Source organism: Pradoshia eiseniae (assembly GCF_002946355.1).
GTDB lineage: Bacteria > Bacillota > Bacilli > Bacillales > Pradoshiaceae > Pradoshia > Pradoshia eiseniae.
Map to the genome: position 1 here is coordinate 11,622 of NZ_PKOZ01000018.1, position 18,493 is coordinate 30,114.

An 18,493-nucleotide genomic window follows, 5' to 3' on the forward strand; every position below is an offset into this window, starting at 1 on the left:
TATCTCCTAATAATTGAGAATAGAATTATGCAATTGAGAATAGAATTTGTTGATTGTTCAATTTATGCAGTCTTTTTACACTTCTTCAGGAACGTTGATTCCAAGACCTGCAGCAACAAGTGTGCCGTACTCAGGGTCTGCTTTGTAGAAGTGCTGGATTTGACGTTCCACGATTTCAGGGATTGTTACACCCTTCATGGCAGCGACGATGTTGTTAACAAGGTTCGCGCGTTCTTCGCTGCTCAATAAGCGGTATAGATCGCCAGCTTGAGTGTAGAAGTCGTCGTTGTCGTAAGGTGTGCTTGCAGCATAGCCTTCGACTTCAAATGTAGCTTGTTGGTCTTGCTTGGACTCGTATGGTCCGCCGAAGCTGTTTGGCTCATAGTATACAGAACCGCCGCCATTGGAAGTAGGGTTCATTTGACCGTCGCGCTGATGGTTGTTCACTTCAACGACAGGACGGTTGATTGGCAGGTGGTTATGGTTTGCGCCAACGCGGTAACGGTGGGCATCCGCATAAGCGAATAGACGGCCTTGCAATAATTTATCTGGTGATACATCGACACCAGGCACTAGGTTGCCAGGGGAGAATGTAGCTTGTTCAACTTCAGCGAAGTAGTTTTCAGGGTTTTTGTTAAGAACCATGCGGCCTACTTCAATTAGTGGGTAGTCTTTTTGGGACCAGACTTTTGTTACATCGAATGGATCGAAGCGGTATGTGTTCGCATCTTCCAATGGCATGATTTGGACACAAAGCTTCCAAGATGGGTAATCCCCAGCTTCAATCGCATTGTGAAGATCCTCGATGTGATAATCAGGGTTTGTACCAGCAAGCTCAGCTGCCAATTCAGAAGAAAGGTTCTTGACGCCTTGCTCAGTTTTCCAGTGGTACTTAATCCATACGCTCTTGCCTTCAGCGTTCGTCCATTTGAATGTATGGCTTCCGAATCCGTGCATATGACGCCATGTTGCAGGGATACCGCGGTCAGACATAAGGATTGTAATTTGATGAAGGGCTTCAGGCGATAGGGACCAGAAATCCCATACGGCATTTGGATTTTTTAAGTGAGTTTTCGGATCACGCTTTTGCGTATGTATGAAATCCGGGAATTTGATTGCATCACGAATGAAGAATACAGGTGTGTTGTTTCCTACGATATCGTAGTTGCCTTCTTCTGTGTATAATTTAACGGCAAATCCGCGTGGGTCACGCAATGTATCAGCAGAACCTAATTCTCCGGCTACAGTAGAGAAACGGATGAATAAAGGAGTTTTCTTGCCGACTTCAGATAGGAAAGCCGCTTTTGTGTATTGTGTAAGGTCATTTGTTACTTCGAAGTAACCATGAGCGCCGCCGCCTTTAGCGTGAACGACACGTTCAGGTACTCTTTCACGGTTGAAATGAGCTAATTTTTCTAATAGATGGACATCTTGGATCAGAGTTGGGCCGCGTCTGCCTGCTGTGATGGAGTTTTGGTTATCTCCAACAGGGGCACCCCAGCTAGTTGTTAGTTTTTTGGTCATTTCCATATCACCTCTTTGTTAATATAAACCTATTATAATAATTTTAATTTAGTTTATCAATTAAAAACGTATATTTAATTAAAATAATTATAAACTAGGAAATAATTAGGAGGGGGGTGGTGTGTTCAATTATGTAAAGGATGGCTAATCTAACAAAATTGGAAGGTGAAAATGTTCGATTTGATTGTATGCTAGTTAAGAAGGAATGTTTCCTTCACAATCGTTTCAAAAGGGAGAGCAAGAATATGTTAGAAAGGGAAAGGAAACTATTAACCATTATTTCCAGACAAACTTCCGTAGAAGGCGGCTGGGTCACTGAGCGCATTGGCCGGTCAGCTGATAAGCCGATCATCGCTGAAATACATGGTTTAAAGGAAGATGAAGCAATCAATATTCTGAAACGTTTCGGGGCATTGATTGAAATCTCTGTCCCTAAAGGTATGTACCAAATTCTTGGTTATCTAATTTATTTTTCCTTACATAGATGATTCTATAGAAGAAATCCACTTGTTAATTATATCATCCAGACGAAAATGTTTCCAATTTCATCAGTTTGAGATAAACTATTATTAAACACATAAAACATATGGGATAGGTGTGATTTAATGGAGGAGAATGTTCGGTCCATTCCAAGGCCGTTAGTTCGGTTGAATCAATGGTTTATTTTTTTGAGTGTCGTATTGACATGGGTGACAGGTTTTCATTGGATCTTGGCGATTCCGCTTTTGGCTGGGCTGATGGGTCTTCTGTTTAGCTTTAATCCACTCATGAGGATAGGGAAAGTATTTTTGCGCAAAGCGCCATCTGAGTATGTTCCAGAGGAATGGGATCAGCAGCAATTCAATCAAACCATCGCCGTCATATGCTTAGGCGGAGGGCTGATTAGCTTTTATGCAGGCTGGACGATTGCCGCGTATGTATTTACCATTATGGTTGCGGCAGCATCCTTTGTCGCGATTCTCGGATTTTGTATTGGATGCTTCATTCGCTTTCAATGGAAGAGATATATGTATAAACGGTCTATTGGAAGAGCGTGATATTTAACATAAATATTTTAGGCAAACCACATCGCTGGTTTGCCTTTTTTCATGTCTGCATGACAGATTGTCCATTTTGGGCAAATAGAGATGACTACCTACATATAATGTGATGACTTGTTCCTTTTTTGCTGCCCGAGGGCACCATTCCTGCTGCGGCTCATAAACTGTACCATGCATTCGTAATTGAACAGGTAATTGAGGACGCACACTGGACGTATATCACGCATAGGATGAAATGAAAATGTTTGAGGAGGGTAACCTTGTATGTCACAGTATAGAGATATCATTGCAAAGGCAGTAGTGGCAAAGGGACGAAAGTTTACGAAAGCCAATCATACGGTTTGTCCTGAGAATGGCCCAACCAGCATTCTGGGCTGCTGGATCATTAATCATACGTATGAAGCAAAGAAGATCGGCAAGAAAGTAGAAATTGCAGGATACTACGATGTGAACATCTGGTATTCACATTGCAAAAACACGAAAACAGAAGTGAAAACAGAGAAGGTTCCCTATAAAGATGTGATTAAACTGAAATATAGGGATCAAAAGGTCTATGATGACAATGAAGTCATCGCAAAGGTTGTGCAGCAGCCGAATTGCATCGAATGCCTGATTTCTCCATGCGGCGAAAAAATATCTGTTCATGTTGAGCGTGAATTCCTGGTCGAAATTATCGGGGAAACGAAATTATCCGTTATGATCGCGGAGCATGCTTCACACGATGAAGAGAGCTGGGAATTTGATGTGGATGATGATGAATTGGAAGAGATCAACCCAGATTTCCTTCATGAGGAAGAATCATCCTCGGAGCACGAAGAATCCAGCAGTATGCACCCTCGAAAAAGACCAGTAAAAGATAAGAGGGACTGAGCCACTAGAGAGGGAACTCTCTAGTTTTTTTATTGCTAACTTTTTCGCAGAGGTGCTTGAGTGCTATGTTATAATACCTTTATTATGAGTGCTCTCTGAACTCGGGTCTCAAATGGATTCAATGACCTGGGACAGAATTTAGATAAAGATAGAAAAGAAAGGTTTTGGGAAAATGGAAGTGGCAGCATACACGCCTATGATACAGCAATATTTGCGAATTAAAGCCGATTACCAGGACGCGTTTTTGTTCTTCCGTCTTGGTGATTTTTATGAAATGTTTTTTGAGGATGCCATGACAGCCTCTAAGGAACTTGAAATTACCCTCACCGCCAAAAATGGGGGAGGGGACCAAAAAATACCGATGTGCGGCGTTCCGTACCATTCCGCTCAAGGGTATATCGAAACCCTTGTCGACCGCGGCTATAAGGTCGCCATTTGTGAGCAAACGGAAGACCCGAAGGCAGCGAAGGGCGTCGTGAAACGTGAGGTTGTGCAGCTGATTACTCCTGGGACGATGATGGAGGGAAAAGGGCTGACAGATAAAGAAAATAATTACCTGGCCTCGATTTCCGAGATTCCCGGAGGATTCGGTGTCGGCTACATTGATCTGACAACAGGAGAGAACCGCGTCACGCATTTCCATGACTTCAAGGAAGTACTGAATGAGGTGTCTGTCATTGGATCGCGCGAGGTCGTTGTCGCATCGGATTTAGGAACTGATAAGGAAGTACTGTTGAAGGAGCGCGGTATTTCCACGATTTCCTATGAGGCGGATCATACGGTGAAGGAACCGTTCAGGGCGCTCTTGGCGGACGTTAAGCAGGATGGCTTGCCTGAAACGCTAGCCCGTCTCTTCAATTATATAGAAAGAACACAAAAGCGCAGCCTAGACCATATCCAGGCGGCACGGCATTATCGGACCGAGCAATACTTGAAGATTGACTACTTCTCTAAACGAAACCTGGAATTAACCGAAACGATCCGTTCTAAAGGGAAAAAGGGTTCGCTTCTCTGGCTTCTGGATGAAACGAAAACCGCCATGGGCGGAAGAAGGCTGAAGCAATGGATCGAGCGCCCGCTTATTAACGAGACAGAAATTGAGGCGCGCCTATCCATGGTAGAGACCTTCATGGACCGATTCTTCGAGCGCGAGGAGCTGCGTGAGCTTCTTCATGAGGTCTATGACTTAGAGCGATTGACGGGTCGAGTTTCCTATGGGAATGTGAACGCGCGTGATTTACTGCAGCTAAAGCGTTCTCTCCAGCAGGTTCCGGCAATCATTGATGTGATGGGCCGCTTGCCGAATGAAGCAGCACAAGCCATCGCGGCCAGAATGGATCCTTGCGAAGAAGTAACTGACATCCTTGAGCGCGCGCTTGCCGATAATCCGCCAATCTCCATTAAAGAAGGCGGCATTATCCGTGAAGGCTATAACGAAGACCTTGATCGTTATCGAGACGCCTCAAAGAACGGGAAGACTTGGATTGCCCAGCTCGAACAGCGCGAGCGCGAACGGACAGGCATTCGCTCCCTGAAGATTGGGTATAACCGGGTGTTTGGCTACTATATCGAAATCACCAAAGCGAATCTCCACCTGCTCAATGATGACCGCTATGACCGTAAGCAAACGCTGGCGAATGCAGAGCGGTATATCACGCCTGAGCTGAAGGAGAAGGAAACGATAATCCTAGAGGCAGAAGAGAAGAGCACGGGCTTAGAGTACGATCTATTCGTTGAACTGCGTGACCACATTAAGGAATATATCCCGCGCCTGCAGCAGCTGGCACAGGAAATCTCAGAGCTCGATTGCCTGCAATGCTTCTCCACCATCAGTGAACGCCAGCATTATGTGCGGCCAACCTTCTCGCATGATAAGACGATGATCATCGAGAATGGCCGTCATCCAGTAGTCGAGAAGGTGCTGCGCACGCAGGAATATGTGCCAAATGATTGCAGGATGGACAAAACGAATGAAATCCTCCTCATTACCGGTCCAAATATGGCAGGTAAGAGTACGTATATGCGCCAGATTGCCTTAACCTCGATTATGGCTCAAATTGGCTGCTTCGTCCCGGCGGATAAAGCCGTGCTGCCTATTTTTGACCAGGTGTTCACCCGTATCGGGGCAGCGGATGATTTGATTTCCGGCCAAAGTACTTTTATGGTAGAGATGCTTGAAGCCAATCATGCGATTACGAATGCGACAGAGCGCAGCCTTCTTTTATTTGACGAGATTGGGCGCGGTACATCCACCTACGACGGGATGGCGCTCGCTCAGTCTATCATTGAATATATTCATAATGATATCGGGGCGGCCACCCTCTTCTCGACGCATTACCATGAGATGACGGTCCTTGCCGATAAACTGGACAAGCTGAAGAATGTTCACGTCCGAGCGGTAGAGCAAAACGGAAAGGTCATCTTCCTGCACAAGGTTGTCGATGGCCCGGCTGACCGAAGCTACGGGATCCATGTCGCGGAGCTGGCAGAAATGCCGCGAGCTGTCATCAAGCGCGCGAAGGAAATTTTGACGGTCTTGGAAGAAGGAAAGAAGAAGGTGCCTGAGGTAAAAGAGGCAGAAGCACCGAAGGAGGAAGCGGCTGAACTAGCGCAGTTATCCTTCTTTGGCGAAACAGAGGAAAAAGATACGAAGAAAGCGTTAAAAGGAAAAGAACTGAAGGCACTAGAGGAGCTGAAATCATTATCCATCTTGGAAATGACGCCGCTTGAGGCGCTGAATGCTCTCTATGCGCTGCAGAAGAAAGTGAAATAAATGAACGGAAAGGAGCAGGCCATATGGGAAAGATAGTGCTGTTAGATGATGTATTATCGAATAAGATTGCTGCCGGGGAAGTGGTGGAGCGACCATCCTCAGTCGTGAAGGAATTAGTCGAAAACTCGATTGACGCTAACAGTACGGTCATCGAGATTTATGTTGAAGAGGCCGGCTTGCAATCAATCCGCATCATCGATAATGGCGAAGGGATGGAGGAAGACGATGCAGTCAATGCCTTCCATCGCCACGCCACAAGCAAAATCAAAGACGAGAACGACCTATTCAGAATCAGAACGTTAGGATTCAGGGGAGAGGCCCTGCCTTCCATTGCGTCTGTCTCCAAGTTCGAGCTGAAAACTTCAACAGGTGAAGGTCCTGGCACAAGGGTTTATTTAGAGGGCGGAAAGCTGATCACGAAGGAATCGTATTCAAGCCGGAAGGGTACGGATATGACCGTCAGTGAGCTGTTCTTCAATACACCGGCTCGCCTGAAATACGTCAAGAGTGTTCATACTGAGCTCGGGAATATTACGGATGTCGTGAATAGGCTCTCGCTGTCACACCCGGATATTTCCTTCAAGCTTGTTCATAATGACCGCGTCTTGCTGCAAACGTCCGGGAATAAAAATCCACTCCAAGTACTGGCGGGCATTTACGGTATGCAAACGGCCCAAAAGATGCTGCCTTTTGAAGCGTCTTCGCTCGATTTTTCGATTAAGGGCTATGCAGGATCACCAGAAATGACGAGGGCCTCACGAAATTATATGACCATCCTTGTGAATGGGCGTTTTATCAAGAATTACGTGATTGCAAAAGCAATTATGGAAGGCTATCACACCTTATTGCCGATTGGCCGTTACCCGATTGTCCTCTTGAATATTGAGATGGACCCGCTTCTTGTCGATGTCAATGTCCACCCATCAAAAATGGAGGTCCGCTTCAGCAAGGAACAGGAGCTGATGGAGCTCATCAAGAATGCCATCAAGCAAACCTTTAAGAAGGAAACGCTCATCCCGAGCGGGGCACCTGTCAAACGGGAGGAGAAGCCGAAATCCGAGCAAACGCAATTCACCTTTATGGAAAGGTCTGTGCCGGAGCAAAAGCCGGTCGTCCCGACTCCGCCGCCAATTCCATCAGGTGCCGATGGATTCTCCGTCATTTATGAGCCTCCTGAGACGGAATCGAAGCCGATTGAACGTCAAGAACCGGCACCTGAAATATCGGCATGGAAGGATGAGGAGCCTGAAGCGGATGTGCCTTTACCGGAGGAGCCGCCTTCTGAAGGGTATGATGAAGTGCCCCAAGAAGCAGCGCCGGTAAAAGCCGAGCGGGAAAGCCGGATTCCGCCGCTTTACCCGATAGGCCAGCTGCACGGCACATACATCCTTGCCCAAAATGACCAAGGATTGTATATGATTGACCAGCATGCCGCCCAGGAGCGGATTAAATATGAATTCTTTAAGGAAAAGGTCGGAGAGGTGAATAAGGAGCTGCAGGATATGCTTGTTCCGCTCACGCTTGAATATTCGACCGATGACTTCATCAAGCTGGAGGAGAATAAAGGGGAATTGGAAGCGGTCGGCGTGTTCCTGGAGCCATTCGGCCAAAACAGCTATATCGTCCGCTCTCACCCGACCTGGTTCCCATCCGGGATGGAGGAACAAATCATCGATGAAATGATTCACCAGGTGCTGACGCTCAAAAAAGTAGACATCAAAAAACTGCGTGAAGAGGCGGCCATCATGATGAGCTGTAAGGGCTCCATCAAAGCCAATCGCCATCTCCGTAATGACGAAATCACCGCCTTGCTTGATGAGCTAAGGCACACAAATGACCCATTCACATGTCCGCATGGACGTCCGATCATCATCCATTACTCCATCTATGAATTGGAAAAGATGTTTAAGAGGGTTATGTAAGGTTATATATAACAGTAAGGCAGTGGGATCCTTCAATGAAAATAGAGGTCCCGCTGCTTTTTTTGCGCATAAATAGTCTGATTATTTGAAACATAATGATATTTTGCTGCGTATATAAATAAAGACATAAAATGCCAATTGAAGGAGGTTTGATAATGGAGCTGCTCTTAAAGGGGTTATATAGAGGTTTTATTCCATTCGGAATCATGTTAATCATTTCCCTATCGTCTAAATTACAAGGGTTAACGGCTGATGCCAAAAGTTATTTTTATTACGGACTGATATTCTTTTTCCTTGGATTAGCTAGTGTTATCTATCAAATGAACGAATGGAGTTTCCCTAAACAAATCATTGTTCATTATTTGGTGATGCTCATGACGGTTTTTCCGACATTGCTTATTAGTGGCTTTTACCCGTTAAATTCTTTTAATGACCTATTACATGTGTACGTCCAATTTAATAAAGCCGGGATCATCTTATTTACCGTTACATATCTTATTTCCTATCTTTTTTCACTTAAGACGGCGAAGGATAATGGGGATTATTTATGATTTGGGCATATAAGGTGATGGGGAAAAAAAACGAGGAGAAGGTGAAATGTTGATAAAAACAGTTTTTGTAGGTTTGCTTTCGTTTGCCTTTATAAGCGTGGGACTATTAATGATTGGAAATGTATTTGAAATTAAATGGTTGATGTTTAGCTTTTACAAAGAAACTGCTACTGGATTTGAAGCTGGGGGTTCGGCCGTTCCATTTATCGTTGCATTCATTTGCAGCTATTTTATCGGGAATTTCTATGAAAATAAGAAACATGGCTATAGAGCTTAGCTGTGTAGCATAAACATAAGGGATTTTGCTTAACTTTAGTTCATAACCGTTTAGAAGGAAGCTAAGTGAATCATATGGTTGTGGAATTAGAAAGCAGGAAGTAAGGATTTTCTTCTTGAATAAATAAATGTGAGGTATTTGGAATATTTATGTGAATGGGAGAGGTTAATATGTCGATTATGGTAGTTGAAAAGGAGTTTAAGCTTGTTGGATTAAAAGGTATTGGGGAGTTTGATAACTTTAGTCATGAAGTACCCTTTCTTGCAAAGCAACTATTAAGTCGCTCAAACGAAATCCTAAATTCGATAGAAACCGAAGTTGCATTTTTTGAGCCCAAAAAGGATGAGGATCATAAGGTGGGGCATTATTATGTAGGCTTAATGGTGAGTGAGAAACTAGATGAAGTACCGACAGGAATGGATTATATTGAAACAAATAAAAGTTACATAACGACAAGAGGGAATATATCTAAATTGGGAGAACTTCATTTGAATTTATTGAATTGGGCAGTAAAACAAGGTTATCAAAGAGACCTCGATTCTTATATTGTGGAGACCTATCACCCTATAGGAGAAGGGGAAGAGGAAGTACAGATTTACTTACCAATTCAATCTTAAAATTAGAAACATAAGGGGTGATGCAAAAGTGGGTGAAAGCATTAAGCCGGTAGTAGAGACATCTGGTTGGGTAGATGTTATTACAGTCGTTTTACCAATTGTTATTTTGATGATAATTGGGGTAATTATTGTAGCAATTATATATATCGTTAAGATAGTTAAGCGGTATCTAGCAAACACTAAAATAGCTGAGAAGAAATTAAAAATGGAAGAAATAGATATACAAGAGATTAAACAACGTCTTGACCGAATTGAAAAAAAACTTAAGTGAGGTTGAGTGATATCTTTCATATTGTGCCTAACAGGGGTATTACTTCAATATCAAGAGCTGTAATCAGTTCTTTTTTTTATTCCACAAACGGGGCAGCATTCCCGTAATAAATGAAAAGTGTGGGTTAAGTTTGTGAAACTACGTATTTAAACTATCAGGGCTTTAGCTCAATAACGCAGACAGCAAAAAAGCTGTCTCTTTTTTATGGCATTAGCAACAATCCTTATGAAAACAGCCTTTTGATTTGCTCTTTCTTGAGAAACGGCTATCAGATGAAAAATTGGAGGAAGCCTATCAGTTAATTAGTAATCTAATGCATATTCGCTTGAGAGACTGTGTTTTCGGAAGGAATGCTTTATATATACAGTATGTTCCAATCGAACAGGCAGAGAATTTGGCGGTTGAGGTAAATGACACGTTATTGAAATTTATAAATAGCTAAATATACGGCTGTTTATTGGTTTATTAAGATAATAAAACTGCTAGGTTCTTAGAAAGTCCATTTTCCTCAATGTCTAATGGGAAAGTTGCTTGAACACCGTTTTTTTCATCGTCATCGATATTTTGGCTAAGTTCCTTAGTTAATTTGCGGCATTAGCAAAATGCATATAGCGAGGTGCTAAAGCGGGTATTGAACCCATATATTAACTTTTAGAAAGGAGATGAAGGAATGGATAAAAAAGTAATCGGTGTTTATGATAATGGTCAGGATGCTGTACGGGAAGTGGAAAGATTACAAAAACAAGGGTATCGAACAGAAGATATTTCCGTAGTGGTGAAGGATAAAGAAAAGGCTGATAAAATCACATCTAAGACTAATACAAATGTTGAAAGTGGTCTCGCAGCAGGGGCAACTACAGGTGGAATCTTGGGAGGGTTAACAGGATTATTGGCAGGTATTGGTGCAATGATAATCCCAGGTATTGGACCAATTGTTGCAGCAGGGCCTATTGCTACAACATTGGGAGGAATTGCAGCCGGCGTTGGAGCTGGTGGATTGACCGGTGCGCTGGTTGGAATGGGTATTCCTAAAGATACAGCTGATCAATATGTTAATTATGTTGAAAAGGGTAAGATTCTTATATTAGTCGACTCCGAATCACAAAAGAAATATGCAGCTCGTGATATGTATGAAAGGTCGGATGACCCATCTGTAGCGCAACGCGAAGTGAAAGTAACTATAAATCCAGACACTGGTGGACTTAAGAGGAAAAGATAGTTATAAATAATAAATTGAAGTGAACGATTCCTTGATGACTTCTTTCTTTTACCTAAAAGTACGTCACTTTCTTTGATCGTATAATCGAAAAGATACTAGTATCTATAATATATATAAGATTATGTAAGATATCAGCATACTGAGGGAATGCAGATAACCCAACAATTCACATGAAAAAGGAGCTTTGGAATTCCCCGAAGCTCTTTTTTATTGATGATGATTATTTTCGTACTAAACTAAAACTCTTTACTCCACTCGTCATCTAAAATAGGACCATCTTCAGCGATATACTCAATAATAACCGAACCGCTTTGTAATTTCCCTTCGCTTTGAAGGAAAGATATGAATTCATCAACGAATTTTTCGTCCTCGTCGCTCTTTTTTCGAGGAACAGTAATTCGGATAGTAGGAGCAACATCAAACTCTGCATAACTTTTAGGATTAAGAGGATCAATACCTAATTCATTCCCTATTGTTTCATTGTTAAAGAAAACGTGGAAATCAGTTGTTTCTTTAAGATTCTCTTTAATGAATGGACCTATTTCAGTTTTAATGTCATTCGTCCATTTATCGGCAATGTAAGTATCAACCATTTGTTTTTTTTCATCATCATAATAAACCAAAAATTGTGTATTGGTTATTTTCTCTCTAACCTTTGCGGCATATTCAAATTCAAAGTTCCCCATATTATCAAATAGAGTGTCATAGACTTCGAAGTTATCATTAAAATATTCTTCTAAATATTGCTCTGCTTGGATTCTTACTTGTTCTTCTTTATCTTTATCAGGCGTCATTCCTAATAGAAAAGAAACTATAAGTAGTCCAATTCCTGCTACGATAGCACCCAAGAAAAATAGTGGGATTAGATATTTTTTCAATGAAAGCCCCCTCTCCTTTTAAACCATTTTATCACAAAATTACAAATTATTATGCTGTCGTTGGTTTTGACAAACGTGCGATAAGAACGTAGGAGAAGACTGGCTTTATGAGGAGGGCAGGATTTGGCAAGGGAATAAAAGCAAATTCCTATAACTTTATTAGTATGGCTAAAGATTGGAGTTGGGAAGAAAATTAGTTATTCAACAACAGCGTCATTAATTTAAGGAGGATTAGTGCTCTTTTCTGTTGAACTAATTTATGAAAGAAAATGGCCGGTTAGCGGATATTAGGGAGATGAATCATTTGGGGAATCTTGAAAAATTAATTGCTTGGGTAGAGGATATTAAGGAGAAAAACAGGAGCAGTGCAACGGCATTATATATTATGAAAGATAACGAAATAATATTGGAGCACTATAATGGTTATCATTCCAATACTTCTGGTTCGGCACCAATCACCAGTTCTTCACAATTTAACGTAGCTTCTGCAAGAAAGAGCTACCTTGGTTTAGTGGTTGCTTATGCCCTTTATGAGGGGAAAATCAAGAGCCTCGATGACTGCGCAATAGATTATTTTGGAGACATGGATGAACAGTTGCTAGGAAGAACAACCATACGCCACTTAGTCACCCACTCACATGGGCTGGACAAAAGAGAGGATGGCACTATTTTTCGAGAGTTTGAACCAGGCCAGGGATGGGCTTATAGAAGAATCAATATTGACATGATGATAAGGCTGGTAAATCGTCTATTTAATAGGAGTTTTCCGGAATTTTTAGAGGAAAGGGTGTTTTCGCCTTTAGGATTCAAAGAAACTGCTTGGCAGACAAAAGAGAAGGAATCATTAGTGAAACAAATTGATGATCCAAATGCGGAAGGTTCATTCAATTTAGGGAAGTATGCTGATGGGACGGAGACTAACTTACATACCTCGGCTCGGGAGTTTGCCGAATGGGGGAATCTGCACTTGAATAAAGGGTTTGCCAATGGTAAGCAAATTGTTCCGAGTGAAGTGATTGAAATGGCCACACAAGTTCAAAGCCCTTTATACGATGATCAAAAGCTTCCCCAAAATGGGTTGTTTTGGTTTGTGCAAGGAACTCCTGCTGCACATAGTGAGCTTGGTGAAAGAGTTCCAGAAGGATCCTATCAAATATTAGGAGTAACAGGCCCAACTATCCTTGTTATTCCAAAATATAATGTGGTCGTCGCAAAGATGTATAACAAACGCTATAACTATGGCGGAGATAACTACCTTTACTATTTAAGGGAGTTTAGTAATCTGGTTGCAGACACTTTCCGGGAATAAAGTAGAATTGCTAATTAAACTAATCATGAAAGAATTATTGGTGTTGAGCTGTTGTAAATACACTAGGGGGAGCAAAATTGAATGATGAAGCCTTAAATCGGGTTTATATTAATTGGCAAGAGAAGCTTGACAATAATGAATGGTACTTTCATGATGCATTCAATTCACTTGTTAAAGATATGAATTCAGAACAAGCATTTGCTTATATACCGAATATAATACAGATGCTTCTGCAATTAGAGGAAGAGTACTTGATATGGGAGACCATCTATTTTCTTCTGCAAGTATACGGCATAGCCAATACGACAGAAATTCATCCTGAACTGAAAAACAACTGGAAATCTCTTGCACAGCATATCTCAAACTTTCCTGATGCATATGAAATACCATTTAAGGAACTAGTAAGAGACTTGAGATTTAATGAAGAATGACGGAGTTTTATTTGTTACTAGATAGGGGGTGGATAGTTTTACTATAAGAATTAGTTTCATTTATATTTTTAGTGGTATGTTAATAGCTTTTATTCTATTTTAAAAGCATCTGCTAGGTTAAAAATTACCTGAAAAAAGAAACCGAATGAATCACAGTTTCTCTGATTCATTCGGTTCTTCTTGTTGCTCTGGTTCGATCGTGATGGTCTGTTTCTCGCTCCAGAGTTTGTATTTTTCCAGGTCGTCTTGAATTTGCTTGACTGTAAAGGCAATAACCGCTGCATCATCCGCGAAGCCGAGACCGAAAAGGATATCCGGTATGACGTCAATGGGTGTGACGAAATAGAGGATGGCCGCGATGATAGCCAGGATGGAGCGGGTGGGGATTTCAGTGTATTCTTTTTTGGCATAGGAGCGGAACATGCCAAACAGCAGCTGTAATGGCTCCCAGACACCTTCAAGATGGGTGCGATTTTTGGCTGATTTCTTGTCTGCGCTGTCTAATAGTTCGTTTGATTTTTCTGTATTGCCTAAATAGGATTTGGCTTTTTCGAGATACTTGCCGAGTGAGAAAGATTCCTTTGGTTCTTTTGTTTCTTTCGCCATAGTCTTTCCTCCAATGTTTTTACTTCCCTTTATTTTAATCGAAATAGAGGGTGCTTACAATTCTTCGTACCCGTTTTTGGAGGAAGTGAATCTTTCAGGCGAAAAGATAAACCGATCGTACGATGGTTCTGTTGAAGGCTTTGCCGTGCTCATTTACCCCCTCGATGTCTGCGGTGATCGTATAGGTGCCTTCTTTTGTGATGGTTGGCAGATAGCCAAGCGTCTGTCCTTGTGCTTGGGTGATGAAGGTATGGATAAGCGCCCTGCTGCGGTCAGTGATTCTCCATTGACATGTATATTTGGCCTTCTGATTTCCTTGGATTTGCAGGGGACTCCCCTTCTTCATCATGGCTGGAAGGGCGTGCTGCACAGGGCTGGGTAATTGGATGTTAGCGATAAATAGGTAAGCATCATTGGTGATTGATTGCAAGGAGAGCTCCCAGATGCCTTCCTCTGCTTCATCGATGTTAAATGGGTGGAGCCATGCTCCTCCGAAATAGGTGTGAGAAGGAATGGCTATCGGTTTTTCCGGCTGAACGGACATGCCTGTTGGGGAGAGAAGCGACAGTCTTGTATCACGCGAGGCGCTTAAGACGAAAAAGTCACCCTTTGCCTTCTCCTCAATAGCAAAGGAATGCTTGGCGGGTTGGCTGGCCGGAAGGGGTCCGCCTCGGATGATATGATTCGCCTCCATTTCGAGCGGTTCAGCTGGCAGCGGTCCCTTCATCTGTGTGGAAGAGAGTTCCGTGCTTTTGATGAGTGGTTCTACCCTTGAGAAAAAGCGAGACCCGATTCGTACACTATCATGGTCAAGAGCTGGATCCGTGAATAAATGCCTTCCGTATGAAAGGACAGTACTCCATACATTTACAAGACCATCATTTTCGCCATAACTAGACAGATAGGCCCCACCTAATGACAGGCTTGAGAATTTAGGGCCATGACTCGCACCGGCTGCTGTAAAATAAGAATTCTTGGCTGTATTTTGATGCTTATCCGTTATCTTGCGGAAATATGCCATTTCTCCAGTCTGCAAGGAAAAAGTCCCATCATCATTTTGACCCAGCAAATCGGCGAGCCAGGCAGCATACCAGCTGAATGACAGGTCGGCCAAATGGGATCCGCTATGCGGAGCTGACAAGGTGAAGACACGCCCGGCATATGGATGGGCCTCATAATGAATGAGCGCCGCTTGAGTATCAATACCGCCTTTGCTATGAGCGATAATATTCACTTTTTGCCCGAAATGAGTTGAAATCTCTTTTAATAAACCGGAAAGTAATTTTCCATTATCCCATTGATTGCGTGAACCGGATCCATCAGAATCATAGAGCTCGACAAAGACGGATTGGTAGCCGGCATCCCGTGCGACTCTTTCCATATCATTGATTCCATAATAAATCGTTTCGCCAAACCAGCTATTGGCTGAGCTGTTTCTTCCTTGAACGAAAACGATTGGCGGATAAGAGGGGTTCCGTGTTAGTGGAGCTTCACCTAAAAACCATTCACCTGGGGCGGTTTGTCGATTAATGAGAATCACTCCCTTTTCAGTCATGCATCTAATATATGAAAAATATCAAAGTATACAGCCGGTGACAACGGGCATCAGTCCTATCGTGCGTAAATTTCTTCCAATCAGCTTGTATATAATCCAAATAGGATGACCATAATGGAGTGGGTATCCATTATCCTTATTCGTTCCAGAACCGATTTCATGGTAAAATAATAAAAAAACATAGGGCAGTGAGAGATACATATGGATAAACAAAAACTAATCGTCATCATTGGACCGACTGCCGTTGGCAAGACGAAGCTCTCTATTGAACTCGCTAAACGGTTTGGCGGAGAGATTATAAGCGGTGATTCGGCTCAGATTTTCAGAGGAATGGATATTGGTACCGCGAAAATCCGAGAGGACGAGATGGAAGGAATCCCGCATCACTTAATTGATGAAAGAGAAGCGGGCGAATCCTATACCGTCTATGAGTTCAAGGAAGCGGTGCAGAAGGCGATTGAAGAGATTGCGAGCAGGGGGCATATTCCGATTATCGTCGGCGGCACAGGGCTGTATATCCAATCGGTCTTATATGATTATCAATTCCCTGAAACCGCCGCAAACCCGCAAATCAGGGCGGAGCTAGAAGAGAAGGCTGAGAAAGAAGGGCGAGACGCTCTTTACGAAACATTAAAGGAGATTGATCCTGAAGCCGCAGAAAAGATTCATCCGAATAACGTAAAACGGGTCGTCCGTGCGCTGGAGGTTTACTACACATCAGGAGTCCGCTTCAGTGAACAACAGCTTTCCGCCGATAAAACGGAAAATTATGATGCAGCCGTCATCGGTTTGACGATGGAACGGGAGCTCCTTTATAACCGAATCAATCAGCGAGTCGACATCATGATGGAATCTGGTTTAGAGGAAGAGGTCCGGAAATTCTATGATCGAGGGCTGATGGATTCACAATCCTTGCAGGCAATCGGCTATAAGGAGTTTAATGGGTATTTTCAAGGGAAAGAAACCATTGAACAGGTTGCAAATGCCATCAAGCAGAACTCCAGAAGGTTTGCGAAAAGACAATTTACATGGTTCCGTAATAAAATGGATGTAAATTGGTTCGATATGTCCGATATAGACCATATCGATGGAAAAATAGAAGAAATATCCGCTTATGTGGCAGGAATGCTCCATTTAAAAGCGAATAGATAAATATAGAGAGAAATGAGGAGGCAAAAATCATGAAACAAGGAATTAACATTCAAGATCAAATTTTGAATCAGCTCCGCAAGGAAAACATTTTTGTGACCATCTTCCTTTTAAACGGGTTTCAATTAAGAGGGCTTATCAAAGGCTTTGATAATTTCACTGTCTTAATCGAAACAGAGGGCAAGCAGCAACTGGTGTATAAGCATGCGATTTCAACTTTTGCTCCTCAAAAAAATGTGCAAATTGACCTTGAAGGTTAAGAAATAATACAAGAAACAGGTTCGGGGGTTCACCTTGAGCCTGTTTTTTTATGTCATCCCGGAAATGAGGGGAATACCATCTTTTACGTCTTTATTAGGAGTCGGGGGAATATATATAAAGAAGGCAATTATTTTCCGGGAAAGCGCAGGATATGACAATAGACCTGCTCATGCCGGAGAAAAAGCGTATTCTTTGGGAGATAAAGAAGGCTGATGTCCTATTCTGACCTAGAATTGTCGAAATGAAGGGAAGAAGCCTTGGCATAATGAGGTGATAAGGTGGAAAAGCAGCCCATGCGCGTGAGAAATAATGGACAAATAAACGTCGTGTTAAAGAGTGACCACACAAAGAAGCTTGAGAAGCCGTTAATATCAGCCCCGCTAACGACACGGGAAATACCGTCCCACCATATTGCTCTGAAGGAAATTGAGGATGAATTAAATCAGCTGGTCGGCATGGACGAAATGAAACGTGTAATCAAGGAAATATATGCGTGGATTTATGTGAATAAGCAAAGGGAAGCGGCAGGGCTCAAAACGCAAAAGCAAGCCTTGCATATGATGTTTAAGGGTAATCCGGGTACAGGCAAGACAACGGTGGCAAGGCTGATTGGGAAATTATTCGTAAAGATGAATGTCTTATCCAAGGGCCACTTGATTGAAGCGGAGCGAGCGGACCTTGTAGGGGAATATATCGGGCACACCGCACAGAAAACCCGGGATTTGATCAAGAAGGCTATTGGTGGAATCTTATTTGTGGATGAAGCCTACTCTCTTGGCCGCGGGGGAGAGAAGGACTTTGGAAAGGAAGCGATTGACACGCTTGTGAAGCATATGGAGGACCGCCAGCATGAATTCATCCTCATTCTTGCCGGGTACTCACAGGAGATGAATCATTTCCTGACATTGAATCCAGGCCTGCATTCGCGCTTTCCTATTGTCATTGATTTCCCGGACTACTCGGTCGAACAATTGATGGATATTGCGGCAAGGATGCTGGCTGAAAGGCAATATACCTTTTCGGCTGATGCGGGCAGGCAGCTGCGAGAGCATTTATATACGCTAACGAGTGTCCTTAGGCTATCGACATTCTCGAATGGCCGCTATATACGCAACGTCATTGAACGTTCTATCCGGGCTCATGCCATGCGCCTTTTGATGAATGATCAATTTGACCGGAAGGAATTAATGACATTGCGGAGCAGTGATTTGGATTTTGAATCAGAGGAATACTAAGAAAA

The 18,493-nt window shown here is 42.8% G+C and carries 19 protein-coding genes; 15 read left to right on the top strand and 4 right to left on the bottom strand.

The genetic code is table 11. The features are described from left to right. Positions 1-75: 75 nt before the first annotated feature. Positions 76-1,524 (bottom strand): catalase KatA, encoded by a 1,449-nt coding sequence (gene katA, locus CYL18_RS17235; RefSeq protein ID WP_104850761.1) that lies wholly within the window; start codon positions 1,522-1,524, stop codon positions 76-78. Between the two features lie 245 nt (positions 1,525-1,769). On the opposite strand from katA, the gene CYL18_RS17240 reads away from it, so the two are divergent. From CYL18_RS17240 to CYL18_RS17285, 10 genes are all read left to right on the top strand, one after another. After that, on the top strand, positions 1,770-2,012 hold the full coding sequence (locus CYL18_RS17240; RefSeq protein WP_146102858.1) for a hypothetical protein: 243 nt from the start codon (positions 1,770-1,772) through the stop codon (positions 2,010-2,012). Between the two features lie 117 nt (positions 2,013-2,129). After that, complete coding sequence (locus CYL18_RS17245; RefSeq protein WP_104850735.1) at positions 2,130-2,561, top strand: DUF4395 domain-containing protein; 432 nt, start codon at positions 2,130-2,132, stop codon at positions 2,559-2,561. Between the two features lie 267 nt (positions 2,562-2,828). After that, positions 2,829-3,434, top strand: coding sequence for an outer spore coat protein CotE (gene cotE, locus CYL18_RS17250; RefSeq protein ID WP_104850736.1), 606 nt, complete (start codon positions 2,829-2,831; stop codon positions 3,432-3,434). Positions 3,435-3,612: 178 nt separating this feature from the next. After that, a complete protein-coding gene (mutS, locus tag CYL18_RS17255; protein ID WP_201741310.1) occupies positions 3,613-6,207 on the top strand; it encodes a DNA mismatch repair protein MutS in 2,595 nt (864 codons plus the stop codon). A gap of 23 nt (positions 6,208-6,230) precedes the next feature. Beyond that, the gene (gene mutL / locus CYL18_RS17260) at positions 6,231-8,129 is read left to right on the top strand and encodes a DNA mismatch repair endonuclease MutL (RefSeq protein WP_104850738.1); all 1,899 of its coding nucleotides are present in this window, start codon (positions 6,231-6,233) and stop codon (positions 8,127-8,129) included. A gap of 155 nt (positions 8,130-8,284) precedes the next feature. Then, positions 8,285-8,680 (top strand): DUF3021 family protein, encoded by a 396-nt coding sequence (locus tag CYL18_RS17265; RefSeq protein WP_161497161.1) that lies wholly within the window; start codon positions 8,285-8,287, stop codon positions 8,678-8,680. Between the two features lie 46 nt (positions 8,681-8,726). Further along, a complete protein-coding gene (locus CYL18_RS17270; protein WP_104850740.1) occupies positions 8,727-8,957 on the top strand; it encodes a hypothetical protein in 231 nt (76 codons plus the stop codon). A gap of 170 nt (positions 8,958-9,127) precedes the next feature. Beyond that, a complete protein-coding gene (locus CYL18_RS17275; RefSeq protein WP_104850741.1) occupies positions 9,128-9,574 on the top strand; it encodes an effector binding domain-containing protein in 447 nt (148 codons plus the stop codon). Between the two features lie 28 nt (positions 9,575-9,602). Next, complete coding sequence (locus tag CYL18_RS17280; protein ID WP_104850742.1) at positions 9,603-9,845, top strand: hypothetical protein; 243 nt, start codon at positions 9,603-9,605, stop codon at positions 9,843-9,845. Positions 9,846-10,515: 670 nt separating this feature from the next. After that, entirely contained in the window at positions 10,516-11,064 is a 549-nt protein-coding gene (locus CYL18_RS17285; RefSeq protein ID WP_104850743.1) for a general stress protein, read from the top strand. A 236-nt stretch (positions 11,065-11,300) separates the two neighbouring features. On the opposite strand, the gene CYL18_RS17290 is transcribed toward CYL18_RS17285, so the two are convergent. Next, complete coding sequence (locus CYL18_RS17290) at positions 11,301-11,942, bottom strand: hypothetical protein (RefSeq protein WP_104850744.1); 642 nt, start codon at positions 11,940-11,942, stop codon at positions 11,301-11,303. Positions 11,943-12,246: 304 nt separating this feature from the next. Between CYL18_RS17290 and CYL18_RS17295 the strand changes: the two genes are divergently transcribed. Both CYL18_RS17295 and CYL18_RS17300 read left to right on the top strand, forming a co-directional pair. After that, positions 12,247-13,251 (top strand): serine hydrolase domain-containing protein, encoded by a 1,005-nt coding sequence (locus tag CYL18_RS17295; RefSeq protein WP_104850762.1) that lies wholly within the window; start codon positions 12,247-12,249, stop codon positions 13,249-13,251. A 77-nt stretch (positions 13,252-13,328) separates the two neighbouring features. Continuing rightward, positions 13,329-13,682 carry an ABC transporter gene (locus tag CYL18_RS17300; protein WP_104850745.1) on the top strand — a complete coding sequence of 118 codons (354 nt, stop codon included), beginning with the start codon at positions 13,329-13,331 and terminating at the stop codon, positions 13,680-13,682. Positions 13,683-13,832: 150 nt separating this feature from the next. On the opposite strand, the gene CYL18_RS17305 is transcribed toward CYL18_RS17300, so the two are convergent. Both CYL18_RS17305 and CYL18_RS17310 read right to left on the bottom strand, forming a co-directional pair. Next, positions 13,833-14,288, bottom strand: coding sequence for a YkvA family protein (locus CYL18_RS17305; RefSeq protein WP_104850746.1), 456 nt, complete (start codon positions 14,286-14,288; stop codon positions 13,833-13,835). Between the two features lie 94 nt (positions 14,289-14,382). Then, positions 14,383-15,843, bottom strand: a complete 1,461-nt coding sequence (locus CYL18_RS17310; protein WP_104850747.1) for an esterase/lipase family protein — start codon at positions 15,841-15,843, stop codon at positions 14,383-14,385. A 201-nt stretch (positions 15,844-16,044) separates the two neighbouring features. Here CYL18_RS17310 and miaA point away from each other — a divergent pair, with 201 nt between their 5' ends. From miaA to spoVK, 3 genes are all read left to right on the top strand, one after another. Continuing rightward, positions 16,045-16,995: a tRNA (adenosine(37)-N6)-dimethylallyltransferase MiaA gene (miaA, locus tag CYL18_RS17315; RefSeq protein ID WP_104850748.1), complete on the top strand. Its 951-nt coding sequence runs from the start codon at positions 16,045-16,047 to the stop codon at positions 16,993-16,995. A 29-nt stretch (positions 16,996-17,024) separates the two neighbouring features. Next, complete coding sequence (hfq, locus tag CYL18_RS17320; protein WP_049671198.1) at positions 17,025-17,252, top strand: RNA chaperone Hfq; 228 nt, start codon at positions 17,025-17,027, stop codon at positions 17,250-17,252. Between the two features lie 294 nt (positions 17,253-17,546). Beyond that, the gene (gene spoVK / locus CYL18_RS17330; RefSeq protein ID WP_104850750.1) at positions 17,547-18,488 is read left to right on the top strand and encodes a stage V sporulation protein K; all 942 of its coding nucleotides are present in this window, start codon (positions 17,547-17,549) and stop codon (positions 18,486-18,488) included. Positions 18,489-18,493: the final 5 nt, after the last annotated feature.

Excerpts from the sequence above, each read along its gene's own strand:
- katA (WP_104850761.1), bottom strand. The coding sequence starts at position 1,524 with ATGACCAAAAAACTAACAACTAGCTGGGGTGCCCCTGTTGGAGATAAC.
- CYL18_RS17240 (WP_146102858.1), top strand. The coding sequence starts at position 1,770 with ATGTTAGAAAGGGAAAGGAAACTATTAACCATTATTTCCAGACAAACT.
- CYL18_RS17245 (WP_104850735.1), top strand. The coding sequence starts at position 2,130 with ATGGAGGAGAATGTTCGGTCCATTCCAAGGCCGTTAGTTCGGTTGAAT.
- cotE (WP_104850736.1), top strand. The coding sequence starts at position 2,829 with ATGTCACAGTATAGAGATATCATTGCAAAGGCAGTAGTGGCAAAGGGA.
- mutL (WP_104850738.1), top strand. The coding sequence starts at position 6,231 with ATGGGAAAGATAGTGCTGTTAGATGATGTATTATCGAATAAGATTGCT.
- CYL18_RS17265 (WP_161497161.1), top strand. The coding sequence starts at position 8,285 with ATGGAGCTGCTCTTAAAGGGGTTATATAGAGGTTTTATTCCATTCGGA.
- CYL18_RS17270 (WP_104850740.1), top strand. The coding sequence starts at position 8,727 with ATGTTGATAAAAACAGTTTTTGTAGGTTTGCTTTCGTTTGCCTTTATA.
- CYL18_RS17275 (WP_104850741.1), top strand. The coding sequence starts at position 9,128 with ATGTCGATTATGGTAGTTGAAAAGGAGTTTAAGCTTGTTGGATTAAAA.
- CYL18_RS17285 (WP_104850743.1), top strand. The coding sequence starts at position 10,516 with ATGGATAAAAAAGTAATCGGTGTTTATGATAATGGTCAGGATGCTGTA.
- CYL18_RS17305 (WP_104850746.1), bottom strand. The coding sequence starts at position 14,288 with ATGGCGAAAGAAACAAAAGAACCAAAGGAATCTTTCTCACTCGGCAAG.
- CYL18_RS17310 (WP_104850747.1), bottom strand. The coding sequence starts at position 15,843 with ATGACTGAAAAGGGAGTGATTCTCATTAATCGACAAACCGCCCCAGGT.
- miaA (WP_104850748.1), top strand. The coding sequence starts at position 16,045 with ATGGATAAACAAAAACTAATCGTCATCATTGGACCGACTGCCGTTGGC.
- hfq (WP_049671198.1), top strand. The coding sequence starts at position 17,025 with ATGAAACAAGGAATTAACATTCAAGATCAAATTTTGAATCAGCTCCGC.
- spoVK (WP_104850750.1), top strand. The coding sequence starts at position 17,547 with ATGCGCGTGAGAAATAATGGACAAATAAACGTCGTGTTAAAGAGTGAC.